Source organism: Photobacterium nomapromontoriensis, assembly GCF_050336815.1.
Taxonomy (GTDB): Bacteria; Pseudomonadota; Gammaproteobacteria; order Enterobacterales; family Vibrionaceae; genus Photobacterium; species Photobacterium nomapromontoriensis.
Genome location: NZ_JAKJSL010000017.1, coordinates 95,328 through 112,749, shown reverse-complemented (window position 1 = coordinate 112,749; position 17,422 = coordinate 95,328). Strand labels below are relative to the sequence as shown.

Sequence of the window (17,422 nt, the reverse complement as noted above, 5' to 3'; positions counted from 1 at the left end):
ATAATATTGTTTTGTAATAAAAGTCACGACATGGTTGTTCTTTTGTTGCGTCGTGAAATAACTATAGAGACCGAGTCAAAGGAAGCACTGAAAATTATCCAAATATCCTAAATTGCTCGCAAAGCTATGTTTGTTTTGTGTAACGAGAACGTGGTTAATTTGTTCCAATAATCATAATTTTACGTAATTTCATAGAAAAATACGGCGTAAATAGTATGACAAACAAGCAGAAGAATAGATTTTATTTATCATACAAATACCCGCAGCTAGCGTGTCGAAAAGGCTATGGTGGGCATATTGGGGACGAGAGAATTGGCTAATTCGTAGATGTTGCGAGTGAGGTAAAGGGAGTTTGCTTGGGAATATAAGAGAAAGAGCTATCAATAGCTCTTTCTTTCACATTTATTATTGTTGGGTGATTTTGGCTTTAAAGCGGGCGCGAGTCGCTTCATCGGCCTGTGCATACCAGTAGTTCAGCATGTTTTCAGCGACATTTCGGACCTGAGTTTCACCAGATTTAGCGTTTGGTGAAATACCTTCTGGCAGTGTCACTGCGACAACAGGGGCAACGGCTGCTATTTTGCCTGTCATATTATAGGCAGCGATCTCTTCTTCATAATTACGACCAAGCTGTAAACCGGTTTTTATTAACTTGTCTTGCTTGAAAGAGAGTTTATTGTTGTCATTTTCAACCAGTGTGAATTTTGGCGATTTATTGAATTTTTTGGCTTCTTGGCTGGAGCGAAATTTAGGTAGGTCCAAAGCCACAGTGGTATCTTTCGCTGCAAATTTCACGATGATCACATCTGACTTAAAGAGGTGATCATCGCCATTTTCACGTAGTGAGTCCTGATAGGTGAATGCGATCTGGTTGATACCATTTGGCAGATTTAGTGGTGTATTACCACTTTTTTCGACGCCATTTACCAGAACAAGTTCAGCTTGATAAGGCAGCTCAAGTGTTACATTAGCCAGAGAAGGAAAGCTGAGGCCGCATGCTGCGATAGTGATAAGTGCGGTACGAAATTTCATCGATATTCCTTGAAAAATGTCAAATCCCAGAACAATAAACTGTTCATTGGTGTGATTCTAGTAGTCTGTAGCTAGATCACTGAATATAGATTGAATGATAGCGCTGTTACCAGACCCAAGCTACCCTAAGATGCTTGTTTACGTGAGAATGTTCCGTTTATTTGCACAAAGAAGATGGGTCGGCATTGTGTCTAGATTGACAGTCAGGCAAATGATGAGACGTCGAGAAAAAAAGAGCCAGCATCTGCTGGCTCATTGGTATCGTGATAACGAGCTTACTTTACGTAGCAAGCAAACCCTTTGAGGTAGAATCCTTCCGGGTAAGCGCTGTCTAATGGATGGTCCGCAGCTTGGCTGAAGCGTTCAATAAACTGCACATCACGATGTGCATCCAGTGCGGCATCGGCAATGATTTTTTGGAATAGATTGTTGTCCATCAGGCCTGAGCAAGAGTAAGTCAACAAAGTACCACCGGGTTTAATGATTTGCATGGCAAGCATATTGATGTCTTTATAGCCACGGCAAGCACCAACAAGTTGTGACTTGGATTCAGCAAACTTCGGTGGATCCATAATAACAACGTCAAACAGCTCACCACGATCGCGGTATTCGCGAAGCAGCTTGAATACATCTGCATTGAGAAATTCAGCATTTTCTACCGGATAGCCATTCATTTGGGCATTCAATAGTGCGGTATCAAGGGCTGGCTGTGATACATCGACATTGACCACTTGGCTTGCACCGCCCTTAAGGGCATATAACCCGAAACCACCAGTGTAGCAGAAGCAGTTCAGTACACGCTTGCCATTCACATATTTTACTGCGGCTTCACGGCTATCACGTTGATCTAAGTAGAAGCCTGTTTTATGGCCGCCGACGATATCAACATTAATTTTTACGCCATTTTCTTCGATGGTAACAAACTTCGGCGGTTCTTCACCGGACAGTACGCCAGTGCGCGGTTTTAACCCTTCTTTCTTACGCACTGATACATCAGAGCGTTCGTAGATGCTGCATTCTGGGTAGCAAATATTCAAAGCTTCAATAAGCGCGTCTTTTTGTGCTTCAGCACCTGCACTGAGTAGTTGGCAGACTAAGAAATCCTGATAACGGTCAATGGTGATACCCGGTAGACCATCCGATTCCGCAGCGATTAAACGATAGCCAGTCAGGCCATCACGTGCGGCTAGAATGTCACGAAGACCTTGCGCAGTTTGTAGTCGGTTAACAAAAAAGTTAACGTCGATTTTTTCTTTGCGGTCAAAGGTCCATACTCGAACACGGATCTGTGATTGTGGAGAAAACGCACCTCGAGCTAACCATTCACCGTTGTGATCAAAAATATCAACGGTTTCACCGAGAGAAGGCTTGCCCTCAATACGCTGAATACCACGAGAAAAAACCCAAGGGTGGCGGCGGCGCAGTGATTTTTCACGGCCTTTTACCAGATAAATTGAAGCTGTCATGACATGCCCGGTATGGATGTAGGAATGGTCGCGTATTATGTTGTTGAAACAGCGGAAAAGCAAATTTAGCGTAAAGAAAAACAGGGACGGCATTGCCGTCCCTGTTACTGAATCTGTTATATGACTTTTGGTGTTGTCTGTAATATTAGATTTTTAAGCCACTCATTAATGATTCAAGAATCTTGGATTGTTGAGTGAGCTGTTCAATTTCCACCGAAGACTCAGTGATCACACTGCTTATCTGTTGAGATTGCAGGCGTATTTGTTCGACGTTGGAGGCAATATTATCAGCAACGGCACCTTGTTGTTCTGCGGCTGCAGCAATTTCAGTACTGCGATCAGAGATCTGCTGGTTGCGATCGGTGATCTGAGTGATATCGCGATCAACCGAGTCCATCAGCGCTTCGCTGTTTTGAGCATTGTTGACCGTATTATTCATGACGGCCATGAGCTGTTGGCTATTTTGTTGCAGAGACTCAATCATGCGCTGAATTTCAACCGTTGCACCTTGTGTGCGCCCTGCAAGGGTACGCACTTCATCAGCAACAACGGCAAAACCACGGCCTTGCTCACCAGCACGTGCTGCTTCGATGGCTGCGTTAAGTGCGAGCAAGTTGGTTTGTTCTGATATTCCATTAATGGTTGTAACGACATCATCAATTTTTGCTGCGTTGTTATCCAGCTCCGTTACGGCTTGGGCTGCTGAATTAATTTCTCCACTCAGTACTGAGATCGCGGAGCGCGTTTGGCCTACTTGATTTCGTCCTTGCTCAGAGACTTGCTGCGCCTCACGGGTTTGTTCTGATGTTTCGTGAGCATGCGTGGCGACTTCGCGAATAGAGCTTGCCATCTCTTCAGTGGCACTGGCCAATGAATCAAGATGGTGTTGCTGCGATGATGACAGTTGCTCACTTTGCTGGCTTCGCTGGCGTAAGTCAGTACTAATTTGTTGCATTAGCTCTGTTGCTTGTCGAGTTGCTTTCACAAGCTGATGCTCGCGTTCGGCAACGCGATCAACGGTGATTGCAATGATGCTGAATTCATCGCGTACTTTGAAAAAGTTGAGGCGGTTAGTGAGATCACCATTCGCCAATGCATCCAGAGCGCGGTGGGTGGTATACATGGCACCGCTAATAAAGGTCATGACATAATAAATTGTTGTCATTAGCACGAATAAAATGATGATTCCTGCCCCGATCTGCGTAGCGCTTAAATCGCTCAGAATACTAGGTACATCGGCGGCACTGATCGAATAATTCATTCCAGAGACAGGTGATGATAGCTCGCCTTGTCCTACCTGAATGTTTGAATTAGCCAGTAAAGTATAGGCATCCGATTGGCTGATTTTTTGCTGTGAGAGTAGACTGGCCGTGCTATTAAGTTGTTGAGTCGTAATTTCAATACGCTGCTCATTTGCTGTATCCACTAGAATAGTTCCAGTGCTAATAACAGCAATCATAGGAAGCAGAAGCAGGAGATAGAGTTTTTCTTGTATGGATATGTGAATTAGGTATTTATCTATCCATCTAAAAGCGACTTCTTTCATTTTATATCCTAAAAAAACATGTGCTTAGCAAGCATTCGTACGGTAGATTTTAATCCGTTATCAATAAATAGATACAATTCTTGAGGTGATGGGTGTCACAGATTTGTGTAAAAGTTAGTGTAAGCGGTATTGTCCAAGGGGTCGGATTCCGATTTCATACGGCTCATGAGGGGTTGAGATGTGGATTGACAGGCTATGCGAAGAATTTACCTGACGGTACGGTTGAGGTAATGGCCTGTGGCCATGAAGAACATGTTGCACAACTGCTGCGTTGGTTGGAAAAGGGGCCTAATACCTCAAGAGTTGATAGTATTAATGTTCTTGAGGTGAATTGGCGTCACATAGACGGTTTTGAAATCATGTAATAAAGTTAGAACAAGAGCGAGTGCACGCATTCGCTCTTAGTGACTATAAGCCGTTATATACACTTAACGGGTTTAGGCAGACCTGCCAATTTTGTGGCTTGCTTTGCCGGGCCCTTGGGGAATAGGCGATAGAGATAACGTGAGCTACCTTTTTCTTCGCCGTATTTTTTCGCCATGGCTTTTACCAGCATTCTGATGGCTGGCGACGTATTGAACTCTTGATAGAATTCACGTACGAAGCGGACAACTTCCCAATGAGCCTCGGTCAGGGTGAGCCCTTCCTCGTTAGCCAATAGGGGGACAAGTGCTTCTGACCAATCTTCAGTATTCTTCAGATAGCCATGAGCATCGGTTTCGATATGTTTACCTTCAAATTCAAGCATGATGTGCCTCATATATGGATCGCGCAAAGCATAGTGATAAACCTTGGTCGCTGCAAGCCTAAGGCGAGGCAGTGAGCGCCAAATAAACAAGGAAATTCAGAAATAAAAAAGCGCCCGCAGGCGCTTATTGTCTATCTAGAGGAGGGACTGATATTAATCGTCACTACCCATGATACCTAGGATCTGAAGTAAGCTCAGGAATAGGTTATAGATAGAAACATACAGCGTTACAGTTGCTGAGATGTAATTAGTCTCACCACCACGGATAATGCTCTGTGTGGTTAGCAGGATAGCGGCTGTTGAGAACAGAACAAACATACCACTGATAGCGAGTGATAGCATTGGTAGTTGTAGGAAAATGTTCGCTACAACAGCTACGATAATCGCGATGAAACCCGCCATAAGCATGCCGTTTAAGAACGACAGATCGCGCTTAGTTGTTAGGGCATACGCTGAACATGACATGAAGGTCAGGGCTGTACCACCGAGAGCCAGTACAATGGCATGGCCCATGCCTGCGCCAATGTACATGTTCAGAATTGGCCCCAGGGTGTAACCCATGAAACCAGTCAGTGCAAAGGTAAAGACTAAGCCAAGGCTGCTGTCGCGATTTTTCTCAGTCAGGAACATCAGACCATAGAAACCAACGAGTGTAATGATCAAGCCAGGGTGAGGCATGTTCATTGCCATAGCAACGCCAGCAACGACAGCTGACCAGACAAGTGTCAGTGAAAGAAGAAAATAAGTGTTGCGTAAAACCTTATTGGTTGAAAGTGCGCTTTCGTAAGCCGACTCTCGATTGAACATACGATCGTTCATAAACAGTCCCCTTGGGGTTAGATATGTTGATTACTATTGAAGGATATATTGGGGCATTTCATCATAAATGCAAGTTAACAATGGATAAATTGCTAAATATCCCCACTAATAATTATTCAGTGTAACTGTAAGACCTGAATGATACTTAACAATTCGTTATCTTTGCGCTCAAAGTTGTAAACGAATGTTACAGCACATAATGGTTGTGTTTCAATCAGTGTTTTCTCTGTGTCCATAGTCATGATGGTGGTTAATGCAGTATCTGTCTTAAAAACAGCTGGGTACGGTCTGATTGGGGATTGTCAAAAAATTCGGACGGAATGTTTTCCTCGATAATTTCACCTTGATCCATGAATATGACCCGGTCAGCGACTTGTCGAGCAAAGCCCATTTCATGAGAGACACAAATCATTGTCATTCCCTCGTTGGCTAGCTCCACCATCACATCGAGCACCTCTCTGACCATTTCCGGATCAAGTGCTGAAGTGGGCTCATCAAATAGCATGACTTGTGGCGTCATACAGAGAGAACGTGCAATCGCAACACGCTGTTGTTGACCACCAGATAGTTGACCCGGGTATTTGTGTGCTTGTTCCGGAATTTTAACCCGCTCTAAATACTGCATAGCGACGGTATCCGCTTCTTTTTGCGGCAGCTTCTTTACCCATATAGGCGCGAGAGTACAGTTTTCAAGTACTGTCAGGTGAGGGAAGAGGTTGAAGTGCTGAAAACACATCCCCACTTCTCGTCGCACTAATTCGATATTTTTCAGATCGTCGGTTAGCTCATTACCGGCGACAACAATACGGCCTTGCTGATGTTCTTCCAGTCGATTTATGCAACGGATCAAAGTTGATTTTCCTGATCCTGACGGGCCGCAAATGACGATTTTCTCCCCCTTTTTGACCGTTAAGTTGATATTTTTTAAGACATGGAATTGGCCATACCATTTATTGACACTCTCCATCGTGATCATGTGTGGGGGATCATTATGATTTGGCATTGTTCACTCCTTCCCTTTGATATTCAGCGTTTATGTCCGGTATGTAATTTGTTTTCGAGATAAAGGCTATAACGTGACATGCTAAAGCAGAAAACCCAGAACACGAGTGCGACAAAGACATAGCTTTCCGTCGCAAAACCCAGCCATTTAGGGTCCGTGTTAGCGGCTTGGCCAATGCCAAGCACGTCGAACATACCAATGATTAAAACCAGACTGGTATCTTTAAATAGCCCGATAAAGGTGTTGACGATAGAGGGGATACTGATTTTCAGCGCCTGAGGGAGGATGATCAGGCCCATTTTTTTCCAGTAGTTAAGGCCTAGCGCATCGGCGGCTTCATACTGTCCGGAGGGAATTGCTTGCAGGCCCCCGCGTACTACTTCAGCCATGTACGCAGCACTGAATAACACCACACCGGTTAAGGCACGAAATAGCTTATTGGTTTCGGTTTCTGCATCGAGAAAAAGAGGCAGCATAACAGACGCCATGAACAGGATGGTGATCAACGGTACCCCGCGCCAGACTTCAATATATACAGTACACAGGCTGCGTATGATCGGCATGTTAGAACGGCGTCCTAGCGCAAGAACAATGCCGATTGGCAGTGAAACTACAATGCCAACGATCGCAATGATCAGGGTGATGAGCAATCCCCCCCAGAGATGAGTTTCGACGACGGGCAGGCCGAAAATACCGCCATACAGCAACCCTGCGATCAAAAACGGATAAATATTAACGAAGAACAGCCAGATCCAGATACGGCCGGGTGTTTTTTCAATGGCAAGGAGTGTGATCAGGATAGCCAGCGAAAGATAAAAAAGCTGCGGACGCCAAAGCTGCTCTGGCGGATAAAAACCAAACATAAATTGTTCAAAACGGACATTGATAAACACCCAGCATGCGCCCTCTCTGCGACAGTCACTGCGGTCTGAACCGATCCAGTCAGCATTGATGAATGCCCACTCAATGACAGACCAAAGGCCGAGAATAGCGAAGTAACCTAACAGGAGGGTTAATAGCGTATTGATAGTATTTGAAAACAGATGGACACGAAGCCAACTTAGCAACCCAACAGAGTGAGAGGGCGGCGGTAAGCTGGGTTGGAATTCATGTTTAGGCATGGTGGTATCCTTCTACTGTTCGACTAAGGCGACTTTTTTGTTGTAAATATTCATCAGTAGTGACGTCAGTAAGCTGAGAGTGAGGTATACCGCCATGGTCATTGCAATGATTTCAATAGCTTGCCCCGTCTGGTTGAGTGTCGTGCCTGCAAAAATAGAAACCAGATCCGGATAGCCGATGGCCATCGCGAGAGAGGAGTTTTTGGTTAAATTCAAATACTGGCTGGTTAAAGGAGGAATGATGATCCGCAAAGCTTGCGGGATCACAACTAACCGTAAGGTTTTACGGGACGAAAGTCCCAGCGCCAGCGCCGCTTCTGTTTGGCCGTGACTCACCGCATTAATGCCCGAACGGACGATTTCGGCAATGAATGATGCCGTGTAAATGCTCAGCGCTAAGAGTAGGGCAGCAAGCTCCGGAATAATCGTAATGCCGCCCCTGAAGTTAAACCCTTTGAACTGGGGGTATTCCAGGCTGATGGGTTGCCCGCTGAGAAAATAACTCAATACGGGAAGGCCTATTATTAACAGCAGGGATACCAGAAAAACGTGCGATTGTTGCCCGGTTGTTTTCTGTTTTCGTTTGGAAAAAAAAACGTATAGCAGGCTGAGGATAACGGCTGCGATCACGGATAATCCAATCCATATCGCGCCAGTTTCAAAGACAGGAGCCGCGAGGTAGAGGCCTCTAACGTTAAGATAAACACTTTCACCAAGGCTGATGCTGTTGCGTGGTGAAGGCAAGGCTTGTAGCACCGCAAAGTACCAAAAGAAGATTTGCAGCAGCAGCGGAATATTGCGGAATGTCTCAATATAAATCGCGGCAAAACGGCTGACTAACCAGTTTGATGATAAGCGGGCGATACCAATGATAAAACCAATGATTGTTGCAATGATAATGCCCAACACCGACACCAGAGCCGTATTGAGCAGGCCGACAAAAAAGGTTCTGCCGTAACTGTAGGTTTCATCATAGTCTATCAGGGTCAACCCAATACCAAAGCCTGCTTCTTGCTGTAGGAAATCAAATCCAGTGGTGATCCCTCGCTGTTCTAGGTTCACCAGTGCGTTGTTGATCATGGAATAGACAAAGAAGCCCAACGCAGCGATGGCGATAATCTGAAAGATAACAGAGCGGAAAGTTGGGTTGTAAAATAAGCTTGCTCTTTTTACAGGCAAAACATCCATCCTGTGTTGAGTGCGTGTAAGAAGGTTGCCGGGAGTGATTTTTGCTCACTCCCGGTAAGAGAGGAGTTAGCGAAGTGGTGGTGCGTACTGCAGGCCACCATCAAGCCAGAGTGCATTGAGGCCACGTTTGATTTTTAGCGGTGATCCCATGCCAACAGTTCGCTCAAAACTCTCACCATAGTTACCGACTTGCTTAATAATTTGGTAGCTCCAATCATCATTGAGTCCGAGCCCTTTACCTTTCTGGTTCTCAATACCGATCAAGCGACGGATATTAGGATCATTGGACTTTTTCATGTCGTCGACATTGATGGTTGATACACCGAGTCCCTCAGCATTGACCATGACAAAGTGGGTCCATCTTATAATGTTAAACCACTGGTCATCCCCTTGACGGACCACCGGCCCCAAGGGCTCTTTTGAAATAATCTCAGGTAAAACAACTGCTGAGCTAGGGTCTTTCAAATTGAGCCGTAGCGCATACAAACCAGATTGGTCGGTGGTTAATACATCACAACGTCCTGCTTCGAACCCTTTAACGGTTTGAGCGGCGGTATCAAACACCACTGGCGTGTATTTCATTTCACGGAAACGGAAATAGTCAGCAAGGTTCAGTTCCGTGGTGGTCCCCGACTGAACACAGACCGCGGCTCCGTCTAATTCAGTTGCGCTATCAATTTCAAGTGATTTATTGATCATAAAACCTTGACCGTCGTAATAGTTGATAGCGGTAAAATTGAGCCCTAATGCGGTATCACGGTGTAATGTCCAGGTCGTGTTTCGTGAAAGTACGTCAATTTCACCTGATTGCAGTGCAGTAAAGCGTTCTTTCGCTGTCAGTGGGATATATTTGACTTTCGTTTTATCACCCAGCGTAGCCGCAGCAACTGCTTGGCAGAACTCGACATCCAAGCCTTCCCATGTTCCTTTTTCATTTGGATTAGAGAACCCTGGTAATCCCGTACTTACACCACACTGCACATAACCCTGCTTTTGCACTTTAGACAGCGTGTCAGAAGAGCCCGCACTCGCAGTAGTGTTGGATTTCGCGTTATTAGCGAGTTGTTTCTCCAATTCCATAATTTTAGCTTCAAGCGCTTTCGCATCACCGGACACAACCTGAGCATCGCTCGTTGCCGTACTGGCTAATTGCTGCTCAAGCGAATCCACTTTAGACTGAAGTGATTGGATCAATGCCTTATCCTGACTACTACTACCGTCATCGCAGCCCGTTAGTAATATGGCGAGCCATGAAATGGCAAGGGAATAGGTTATGGTTTGAGTCATAGTTACGTCCTGTCATTCCTAATTGAGAAAAGCAACTGACGAGAATCGACGTCAATTGAAAAGGAAAAAATTAATTGTTTGTTTTCTGTCATTATTGAGTATAGGAACACATTGAAAAACTGCTAGTTAGTCACAAAATTAGACAGAATGCTTTTGACAGAGAAGGACGAAATATGAGGCAAAAGATATAATAACCATGTGGTGTGATAATACGGAACACCAGCGTGATGCAGCATTCAAAGTCGTTACGTTCTGCTCGCATTAATCTAATTGGCATCATTAACGCAAGTGGTGTAAAGCAGCGCCAGAGGGCGGTATTCATCCGCTCGACCGCTGCGTAAATTAAGTGTTTTAATCTCCCCTGAATAGCTGCTAACGGTATTGCTCCAATAGTTCATTTCAATGGGCCAATGGTTGCGGAGTAAAAAGCGTTGCCCATAAGTTTGCAGTTGGCTGAGCTCCTCAAAAGAAGGCAAGCGTAATCCATAACGTTCACACCATTTGCCTGCGTCCGTGATATTGATCCGAGACCAGTATTGTGCATTTTCTTTAACGAATGCAGGGGGCATTTCTTGTGATGACTGAATGTTTCGTGGTTGGTAGTAATTGAGATTCTTAAAAGTAAATGAATAGAGGGCGGCATTAAGAACCACACGATTTTCGACCAAAGTCTGTGACTGTTGCTGTGGTGGCTGACTATCCTGATCCACTTGGGTTGCTACGGGTTGAGTCGTTGGATTAGCTTGCGCGGAGGGGGATTGTCTAAGTTGAACGATATGTTGGGGGGAAGTCGCGTGACGGATAAAGGATTGAGTCACCCCAAGTTGATTAAGTGCTTGCTGAGTACGTTTGGCTTGGCTAAATGATGCCAATGGCCCGATAAGGCAACGATACCGCGCTTTATCGTAAATCAGAAAACTCTGTTGTGGAAAGTGCTGGATAATATTGTCAGAGAAGGATTTTGCCGGAATCGCTTTACTGTAATTACATTGAACCCAAAAATGTCCAGTGGTTGTTGTTGGTTCCTTTCCCCAGAGTCCTGTACCTATATCACATTGTGCACTAAGCATGAGCCAGCCTGATGAGTGCTCAGTGGTATGGCATGAAGAGGTATCAGTCGCTGCGGTAGTGAAAGGAGATACACTACTCGCGAGTAGGCCAATGAATACGATATAACGGGACTTGTGGAACATTAATAGGGGACCCAGCACTATGTGCATAGCTATTATGAGATCACAAAATAGGCTAAAAGAGAGGGAAAGTCTGTAGCGTTTTGTCACAAAAATTGTATGTAGGTAAGGTACACAAATGCTTAGGCTAAGTAAGCTGAAAGCAAAACATTATTTACTAATAAGAGTGGATTAAGAATGCTTTGATGAAAAAGTGCGCTGTTGCGATTTTTTTATCAAAAAAGGCTTTACAGCGAAAAGTGAAACTCGTATTATTCGCCGCATGGAGAGATGGCTGAGTGGTTTAAAGCACCGGTCTTGAAAACCGGCGTGGGTTTATAGCCCACCTAGGGTTCAAATCCCTATCTCTCCGCCACATTCTAGAAATCGGGTTTACCGGGTTTYATACAGAATTGGAGCGGTAGTTCAGTTGGTTAGAATACCGGCCTGTCACGCCGGGGGTCGCGGGTTCGAGTCCCGTCCGCTCCGCCAACACAACGAAGCCTCGTCAGTAATGACGGGGCTTTTTTGTATGTGTTGAATAGGTCTTACTTTATCATCAAAGCGTACGCCTCAGTGATAAATCAGTCTATTTTTATGGCTGGTTGAATCTGCCATACTTTACTCAATCTGAGGAATTCGCGTTATTGCCATACAGCACATAAACTGTAAGGTATGCGAAAATTCAAACTCATTTTAGCCGTACAAGCTTGCGCTCTGGTTGGGCTATTAGGCTGTGATACGGCCTCATCAAACAATGAGGAGGCGATTGCCTCTGATCTTCCTGATGCGCAGGCCTCTGCTGGGATCGATCCCATCAGTATTGATCCCGCAACCATCGCCCCCGTTACGGGAGGGAGTTGGTATCAGCCAGCCGTTTTATCGACATGGCAATGGCAACTGAATGGCAATATGAATACCTCTTATGATGTCGATATCTATGATATTGATTTATTTGATGCATCAGAAGCGCTTATTCAGCAACTTCAGGCGAAGAATATTAAGGTGATTTGTTATTTCTCTGCCGGATCTTATGAGGAGTGGCGTGATGATGCAAAAGCGTTTGAGCAGGCAGAATTAGGTCATGCACTGGATGGCTGGCCGGGAGAGCGCTGGCTAGATATCCGTTCGTCTAATGTATTGTTAATTATGAAAGATAGACTCGACCTAGCTGTTCAAAAAGGGTGTGACGGGGTAGAGCCTGATAATGTGGATGGGTATACCAATAAAACCGGTTTTGATCTTACCGCGAATGATCAATTGACGTTTAACCGTTTGATCGCCAATGAAGCTCATGCCAGAAACTTGTCTGTTGGATTGAAAAATAATCTTGATCAAGTGAATGAGTTAGTTGATTACTATGATTTTGCTGTGAATGAACAATGTTTTGAATATCAAGAATGTCAGATGCTCACGCCTTTTATTGATAAAGGGAAAGCAGTACTGAATGCTGAATATGATAAGAAATATATCAACAATAAGGAAGATAGAGAGGCGATGTGTACAAAATCAAGGGAAATGCAGTTTAGCACTTTAATTTTACCCCTTGATTTGGACGATACATTTCGGATGAGTTGTTTATAACCTAAGCGCAAAGTTGCAAAGCCCATGACCCTGTGCCAACTTTACTATTACAAGTGTTATACCAAGTCATCATTTCTTCTGTGTTGCCTTATCATAATGAAGGTGTTTTCAAGCAAGTAACAGTTTGCAGCAAACGGAGGAGCAGCATGAAACTGATGCAGATTATTTATCTCAAACCGCACTCCGGTCTTGTCACGGGTTGTAACCCGACCTTTATGTCTCCGCACTGTTAATCTCCCCCTCCTTTCCGTAATACCGAGTAAGGGCTTGCCGCCTTGTCTTTCTATTTACATTGTTAGTTTTGCAATGGCCGAAACTGTTTTTGGCCTTAGCGTATTGATTACGTAAACAAAGTATCTAACCGATAGCCTAGGAGTCGGATTATGAGCATCTTCGATCAACGCGAATCCAATTTACGCGGCTATTGCCGCATCTACCCAACGGTATTTGATACGGCTTATAACGCCATTCAAATTGATGAGAAAGGCCGAGAATATATCGATTTTTTTGCCGGTGCCGGGGTGCTGAATTTCGGTCATAACAACAAACATATGACCGAAGCTGTCATCAAGTACATTCAGCAAAACGGCGTCTTGCATAGTCTGGATATGAGTACGCGGATTAAGCGTGAATTTATGGAGAAATTCGTCGATGTGGTGTTAAAACCACGGAATATGATGCACAAAATGCAATTTGTCGGCCCCACGGGTACTAATGCGGTGGAAGCGGCTTTAAAGCTGGCTAGGCGGGTAACAGGGCGACAGACTGTGGTTGCGTTTAATCATGCTTTTCATGGCATGACGTTAGGTTCGCTCGCTGCTACCGCCAATAGCTACTTTCGTGGGGCAGCGGGGGTGCCACTAAATCATGTTCAACATTATCCCTTTGGTGGCGTACAAGAAAGCGGTAATGCCGATGAGGGGTATATTGATGGCCATGTCGCCCTGTCGCAGCTGGCCGCGCAGTATCACGATTCATCCTCAGGATTAGAGTTGCCTGCGGCTTTTTTGGTGGAGGTTGTGCAAGCCGAAGGCGGGGTGCATGTGGCCGATAAAACCTGGCTGAAAAACCTCGCGGCCTTAGCGAAAGAGATTGATGCGCTGCTGATTGTCGATGACATCCAGGCGGGAATGGGACGCACGGGATCGTTCTTTAGTTTTGATGATTATGACATCGACCCCGATATCATCTGTTTGGCCAAGGGTTTAGGCGGTCTTGGTACACCGATCGCCATGAATCTAGTGAAGCCCCAATGGGATGATCATTGGCATCCCGGTGAGCATACCGGGACGTTTCGTGGCCAAAGCTTGTCGTTTATCGGCGGGGCACAGGCATTGCGCTACTTCGAAGATGAACAATGCATGGATGAGGTCAAACGCAAAGCGGCCATGATGCATCAGCACTTGGCTGACTTACATCGCCATTCGCAAGTACAGATTCGGGGAAAAGGCATGATGATTGGCATTGATCTGAAAGACGGCGAGGCGGCGAAACAGGTGGTCAGCGACTGTTTCAGCCATGGCTTGTTGTTAGGCGCCTGCGGAACTGGTGGGCAGGTGATCAAGTTGATCCCGCCATTGACCATTGAAGATGAGTACCTTGAAAAAGGACTGCGAATTGTTTCCAACGCAATAGACAAAGCGTTAACCGACAGAGTGAGCATAGTCAAACCGGCTGATGAGAATAATAACGTCGATAAAGTCTGAAGGATACAGGAGGCTGAATGAAAAACCGAGATGATATGACGTTTGCGCCAGAGGAGTATCAAGAACGCCTTGCTGCGCTGAGAGTACGCATTGCGGAACGCTGTTTGGACGCGGTGGTGATCACCGATCCTGAAAATATCATGTATTTAACTGACTACCAGACGACAGGCTATTCCTATTTTCAAGCGCTGATTGTGCCGTTGGATCAAGAGCCCATCATGATCACCCGAGCGCTGGAAGAGTCTAATGTGATTGAGCGTACTTGGGTGGAGCATAGCCGACCTTACCCTGATACCGGGGATGCCATTCAGATGCTCGTGGAAACGCTGCGTGAGTTTAATCTGAGTAATAAGCGGATTGGCTATGAGCGTAATAGCTATTTTTTCCCGGCATATCAGCAAGATTTTATCCACACCACTTTAACCGAGGGCAAGCTACTAGATTGCTTTGGCATTGTGGAAGAAGGCCGAATTTGCAAATCAGCTGCTGAAATCGAGTTGATGAAAAAAGCGGCCTTTGCCACAGAGGTGGGGATGAAAGCGGGACTGGAAGCTGCCGTTGCTGGGGTGAGTGAAAATGAGATTGGTGCTGCTATTAGTGCGGCGATGTTTAGAGCGGGTGGGGAAGCCCCGGCAGTTATGCCTTATGTGACCTCCGGTCCCAGAACCATGATAGGCCATGCTACGTGGGAAGGGCGTATTGTCGGGCCGAACGAGCATGTGTTTATTGAAATGAGTGGCTGTTTCCGACGCTATCACACTGCCATGATGCGTACTGTTGTGAATGGTCCATTGAACGATTCTATGTATAAAGCTCAAGAGCTAATGAAAGTCGCGCTGGAGACCTTGCATGGATATGTCCAGCCAGGTATGACGGTGTCGGATGTGGATAATTTGGTACGCAATATTATTTCTCATAACGATGTGGGTGCACGGCTGATCACCCGTTCGGGTTATTCCATTGGTATTGCATTTCCACCCAGTTGGGATGAAGGTTACATCTGTAGCTTAAAACAAGGGGACTCGACCGTTTTAAGAAAAGGGATGACCTTTCATATTATCCCTTGGATGTGGGGGGTGGATGGTAATAAAACCTGTGGCATTTCCGATACGATTTATGTCACCGATACGGGTATTGAGTCCTTTTTCACTTTAGATAAGGACTTTGTTGTGCACCCGTCAGCCGCCAATTCGTCTGAGATACTGACCAGTAAGCCGTCCCGAAAATCTCAGCCGACAAAGGAGCAACCCGCTGATCGTAATATCGTCAATGTGCAGGAGGCCAAAGATGTTTAATGTGATTAATCCCGCAACGGGTAAGTTGATTCAACGCTACGCCACATTGGCATCCGAGCAGACGCAGCAAAAGATAGCTTACGCGCAGCAGGGGTATCTGAGTTGGCGTGAATGCAGCTTGGAGCAACGTGCCAGCATGCTAAAACGGGTCGCAGCCCAGCTTCGCCAAGATAAAACCAAGCTCGCTCAGTTAATGACCGATGAAATGGGCAAGCCAGTCAAGGAAGCAGGGGCGGAAGTGGACAAAGCGGCTTGGTGTTGCGATCACTATGCCGAGCATGCCGCGACGTATTTGCAAGATGATGTTATCAATAGCGATGCCTCTCAGAGCTATGTGCATTATCAGCCCATCGGTGCCTTGCTGGGCGTCTTACCGTGGAATGCGCCGCTCTGGATTGCGTTTCGGTTTTTGGCCCCCGCGCTCATGGCGGGTAACAGCTGTGTCATGAAGCATGATCCCCATGTTCCGGGCTGTGCTGAGGCCATCGAGCAGGTGTTCAGAGATGCCGGTGCCCCCGAGGGGCTTGTGGTGAATTTACCAATTGCGAACGAAGATGTTGCTGATGCGATTCGTCATCCACACATCCAAGCGGTATCGTTTACTGGATCTGCTCAAGCTGGTGGTATTGTTGCTGCGACGGCGGCGGCAGAGATTAAACATGCAGTGTTGGAACTGGGTGGGTCCGATCCTTTTATTGTGCTTGAAGATGCCGATCAAGATGCAGCAGCCGATATTGCGGTACTTTCACGTATTATCAATGCCGGACAATCTTGCATTGCGGCCAAACGGATTTTGGTTGAGCAAAGTATTTATGATGAATTTGTTGGAAGGTTAAAGCAACGACTTGAAATGTTGATCGTGGGGGATCCCAATGATCCCGTCACGGATGTTGGGCCTATTGCCCGCGAGGATTTGCGTGCTAATTTACATCGCCAAGTGATGGGTAGCATCGCTCAAGGTGCAAATTGTTTACTCGGAGGCGAATTACCAGAAGGTGACGGTTATTTTTATCCTGTGACCTTGTTGACTGATGCCCATGCTGACATGTGTGCCATGCAAGAAGAAGTGTTTGGTCCGGTAATGGTGGTTTGCCCTGTCCGTGATACCGATGAAGCGCTACAGGTGGCTAACGCCAGTGAATACGGATTGGGCGCAGGTGTATGGAGCTGCGACAGTGCGAAAGCATTAGCGTTGGCTGAGCGACTAGAAACAGGACAAGTGGCGATTAACGGTATTGTAAAAACCGACCCTCGCTTGCCCAGTGGCGGGATAAAAAAATCCGGATTTGGCCGAGAGCTCGGTGAGCAGGGGATAAAGGCGTTTATTAACGCAAAGCAAATTTGGATTAAGTAGGTGATGACAGCTAACCACAGTTATGTGACTCGTTATCGTCATAGTAAAAATGTAATGGTCGATTTTGAATCGGCCATTACATTATTAATTTGTCTACTTATCGC

Annotated in this window: 15 protein-coding genes and 2 tRNA genes; 7 read left to right on the top strand and 10 right to left on the bottom strand. The window is 45.8% G+C overall.

The features are described from left to right. Positions 1-405: 405 nt before the first annotated feature. The 3 genes from L4D12_RS03630 to L4D12_RS03620 form a co-directional block, all read right to left on the bottom strand. Complete coding sequence (locus L4D12_RS03630; protein ID WP_428446464.1) at positions 406-1,032, bottom strand: YccT family protein; 627 nt, start codon at positions 1,030-1,032, stop codon at positions 406-408. 275 nt (positions 1,033-1,307) lie between these two features. Continuing rightward, a complete protein-coding gene (locus tag L4D12_RS03625) occupies positions 1,308-2,498 on the bottom strand; it encodes a class I SAM-dependent methyltransferase (protein ID WP_428446463.1) in 1,191 nt (396 codons plus the stop codon). 145 nt (positions 2,499-2,643) lie between these two features. Then, complete coding sequence (locus L4D12_RS03620; protein WP_428446462.1) at positions 2,644-4,044, bottom strand: methyl-accepting chemotaxis protein; 1,401 nt, start codon at positions 4,042-4,044, stop codon at positions 2,644-2,646. Positions 4,045-4,136: 92 nt separating this feature from the next. Between L4D12_RS03620 and yccX the strand changes: the two genes are divergently transcribed. Next, the gene (yccX, locus tag L4D12_RS03615; RefSeq protein ID WP_428446461.1) at positions 4,137-4,409 is read left to right on the top strand and encodes an acylphosphatase; all 273 of its coding nucleotides are present in this window, start codon (positions 4,137-4,139) and stop codon (positions 4,407-4,409) included. 53 nt (positions 4,410-4,462) lie between these two features. On the opposite strand, the gene tusE is transcribed toward yccX, so the two are convergent. The 7 genes from tusE to L4D12_RS03580 all read right to left on the bottom strand — a co-directional run bounded on the left by tusE (position 4,463) and on the right by L4D12_RS03580 (position 11,403). Further along, positions 4,463-4,792, bottom strand: coding sequence for a sulfurtransferase TusE (tusE, locus tag L4D12_RS03610; RefSeq protein WP_428446460.1), 330 nt, complete (start codon positions 4,790-4,792; stop codon positions 4,463-4,465). A 153-nt stretch (positions 4,793-4,945) separates the two neighbouring features. Next, positions 4,946-5,611, bottom strand: coding sequence for a Bax inhibitor-1/YccA family protein (locus L4D12_RS03605; protein WP_428446459.1), 666 nt, complete (start codon positions 5,609-5,611; stop codon positions 4,946-4,948). 250 nt (positions 5,612-5,861) lie between these two features. Continuing rightward, positions 5,862-6,587: an amino acid ABC transporter ATP-binding protein gene (locus L4D12_RS03600; protein ID WP_428446571.1), complete on the bottom strand. Its 726-nt coding sequence runs from the start codon at positions 6,585-6,587 to the stop codon at positions 5,862-5,864. A gap of 50 nt (positions 6,588-6,637) precedes the next feature. Further along, the gene (locus L4D12_RS03595; protein WP_428446458.1) at positions 6,638-7,735 is read right to left on the bottom strand and encodes an amino acid ABC transporter permease; all 1,098 of its coding nucleotides are present in this window, start codon (positions 7,733-7,735) and stop codon (positions 6,638-6,640) included. 12 nt (positions 7,736-7,747) lie between these two features. Next, positions 7,748-8,923, bottom strand: coding sequence for an amino acid ABC transporter permease (locus tag L4D12_RS03590; RefSeq protein ID WP_428446457.1), 1,176 nt, complete (start codon positions 8,921-8,923; stop codon positions 7,748-7,750). Between the two features lie 66 nt (positions 8,924-8,989). After that, on the bottom strand, positions 8,990-10,003 hold the full coding sequence (locus L4D12_RS03585) for an amino acid ABC transporter substrate-binding protein (protein WP_428446570.1): 1,014 nt from the start codon (positions 10,001-10,003) through the stop codon (positions 8,990-8,992). A 473-nt stretch (positions 10,004-10,476) separates the two neighbouring features. Continuing rightward, positions 10,477-11,403 carry an SPOR domain-containing protein gene (locus L4D12_RS03580; RefSeq protein ID WP_428446456.1) on the bottom strand — a complete coding sequence of 309 codons (927 nt, stop codon included), beginning with the start codon at positions 11,401-11,403 and terminating at the stop codon, positions 10,477-10,479. A gap of 261 nt (positions 11,404-11,664) precedes the next feature. Here L4D12_RS03580 and L4D12_RS03575 point away from each other — a divergent pair. The 6 genes from L4D12_RS03575 (at position 11,665) to L4D12_RS03550 (ending at position 17,318) form a co-directional block, all read left to right on the top strand. Further along, positions 11,665-11,755, top strand: a tRNA-Ser gene (locus tag L4D12_RS03575). A gap of 39 nt (positions 11,756-11,794) precedes the next feature. Continuing rightward, positions 11,795-11,871 (top strand) — tRNA-Asp (locus tag L4D12_RS03570). Positions 11,872-12,054: 183 nt separating this feature from the next. Beyond that, positions 12,055-12,963 (top strand): endo alpha-1,4 polygalactosaminidase, encoded by a 909-nt coding sequence (locus L4D12_RS03565; protein WP_428446455.1) that lies wholly within the window; start codon positions 12,055-12,057, stop codon positions 12,961-12,963. A gap of 383 nt (positions 12,964-13,346) precedes the next feature. Continuing rightward, positions 13,347-14,669, top strand: a complete 1,323-nt coding sequence (locus L4D12_RS03560) for a diaminobutyrate--2-oxoglutarate transaminase (protein WP_428446454.1) — start codon at positions 13,347-13,349, stop codon at positions 14,667-14,669. Between the two features lie 17 nt (positions 14,670-14,686). Further along, positions 14,687-15,964 (top strand): ectoine hydrolase, encoded by a 1,278-nt coding sequence (doeA, locus tag L4D12_RS03555; RefSeq protein WP_428446453.1) that lies wholly within the window; start codon positions 14,687-14,689, stop codon positions 15,962-15,964. Then, a complete protein-coding gene (locus tag L4D12_RS03550; RefSeq protein WP_428446452.1) occupies positions 15,957-17,318 on the top strand; it encodes an NAD-dependent succinate-semialdehyde dehydrogenase in 1,362 nt (453 codons plus the stop codon). Before doeA ends, L4D12_RS03550 begins: the two co-directional genes overlap by 8 nt. Positions 17,319-17,422 lie beyond the last annotated feature (104 nt).

Bases quoted from the DNA above. Each gene is read 5' to 3' on its own strand.
- L4D12_RS03630 (WP_428446464.1), bottom strand. From the start codon at position 1,032: ATGAAATTTCGTACCGCACTTATCACTATCGCAGCATGCGGCCTCAGC.
- L4D12_RS03625 (WP_428446463.1), bottom strand. From the start codon at position 2,498: ATGACAGCTTCAATTTATCTGGTAAAAGGCCGTGAAAAATCACTGCGC.
- L4D12_RS03620 (WP_428446462.1), bottom strand. From the start codon at position 4,044: ATGAAAGAAGTCGCTTTTAGATGGATAGATAAATACCTAATTCACATA.
- tusE (WP_428446460.1), bottom strand. From the start codon at position 4,792: ATGCTTGAATTTGAAGGTAAACATATCGAAACCGATGCTCATGGCTAT.
- L4D12_RS03605 (WP_428446459.1), bottom strand. From the start codon at position 5,611: ATGAACGATCGTATGTTCAATCGAGAGTCGGCTTACGAAAGCGCACTT.
- L4D12_RS03600 (WP_428446571.1), bottom strand. From the start codon at position 6,587: ATGATCACGATGGAGAGTGTCAATAAATGGTATGGCCAATTCCATGTC.
- L4D12_RS03595 (WP_428446458.1), bottom strand. From the start codon at position 7,735: ATGCCTAAACATGAATTCCAACCCAGCTTACCGCCGCCCTCTCACTCT.
- L4D12_RS03590 (WP_428446457.1), bottom strand. From the start codon at position 8,923: ATGGATGTTTTGCCTGTAAAAAGAGCAAGCTTATTTTACAACCCAACT.
- L4D12_RS03585 (WP_428446570.1), bottom strand. From the start codon at position 10,003: ATGGAATTGGAGAAACAACTCGCTAATAACGCGAAATCCAACACTACT.
- L4D12_RS03580 (WP_428446456.1), bottom strand. From the start codon at position 11,403: ATGTTCCACAAGTCCCGTTATATCGTATTCATTGGCCTACTCGCGAGT.
- L4D12_RS03565 (WP_428446455.1), top strand. From the start codon at position 12,055: ATGCGAAAATTCAAACTCATTTTAGCCGTACAAGCTTGCGCTCTGGTT.
- L4D12_RS03560 (WP_428446454.1), top strand. From the start codon at position 13,347: ATGAGCATCTTCGATCAACGCGAATCCAATTTACGCGGCTATTGCCGC.
- doeA (WP_428446453.1), top strand. From the start codon at position 14,687: ATGAAAAACCGAGATGATATGACGTTTGCGCCAGAGGAGTATCAAGAA.
- L4D12_RS03550 (WP_428446452.1), top strand. From the start codon at position 15,957: ATGTTTAATGTGATTAATCCCGCAACGGGTAAGTTGATTCAACGCTAC.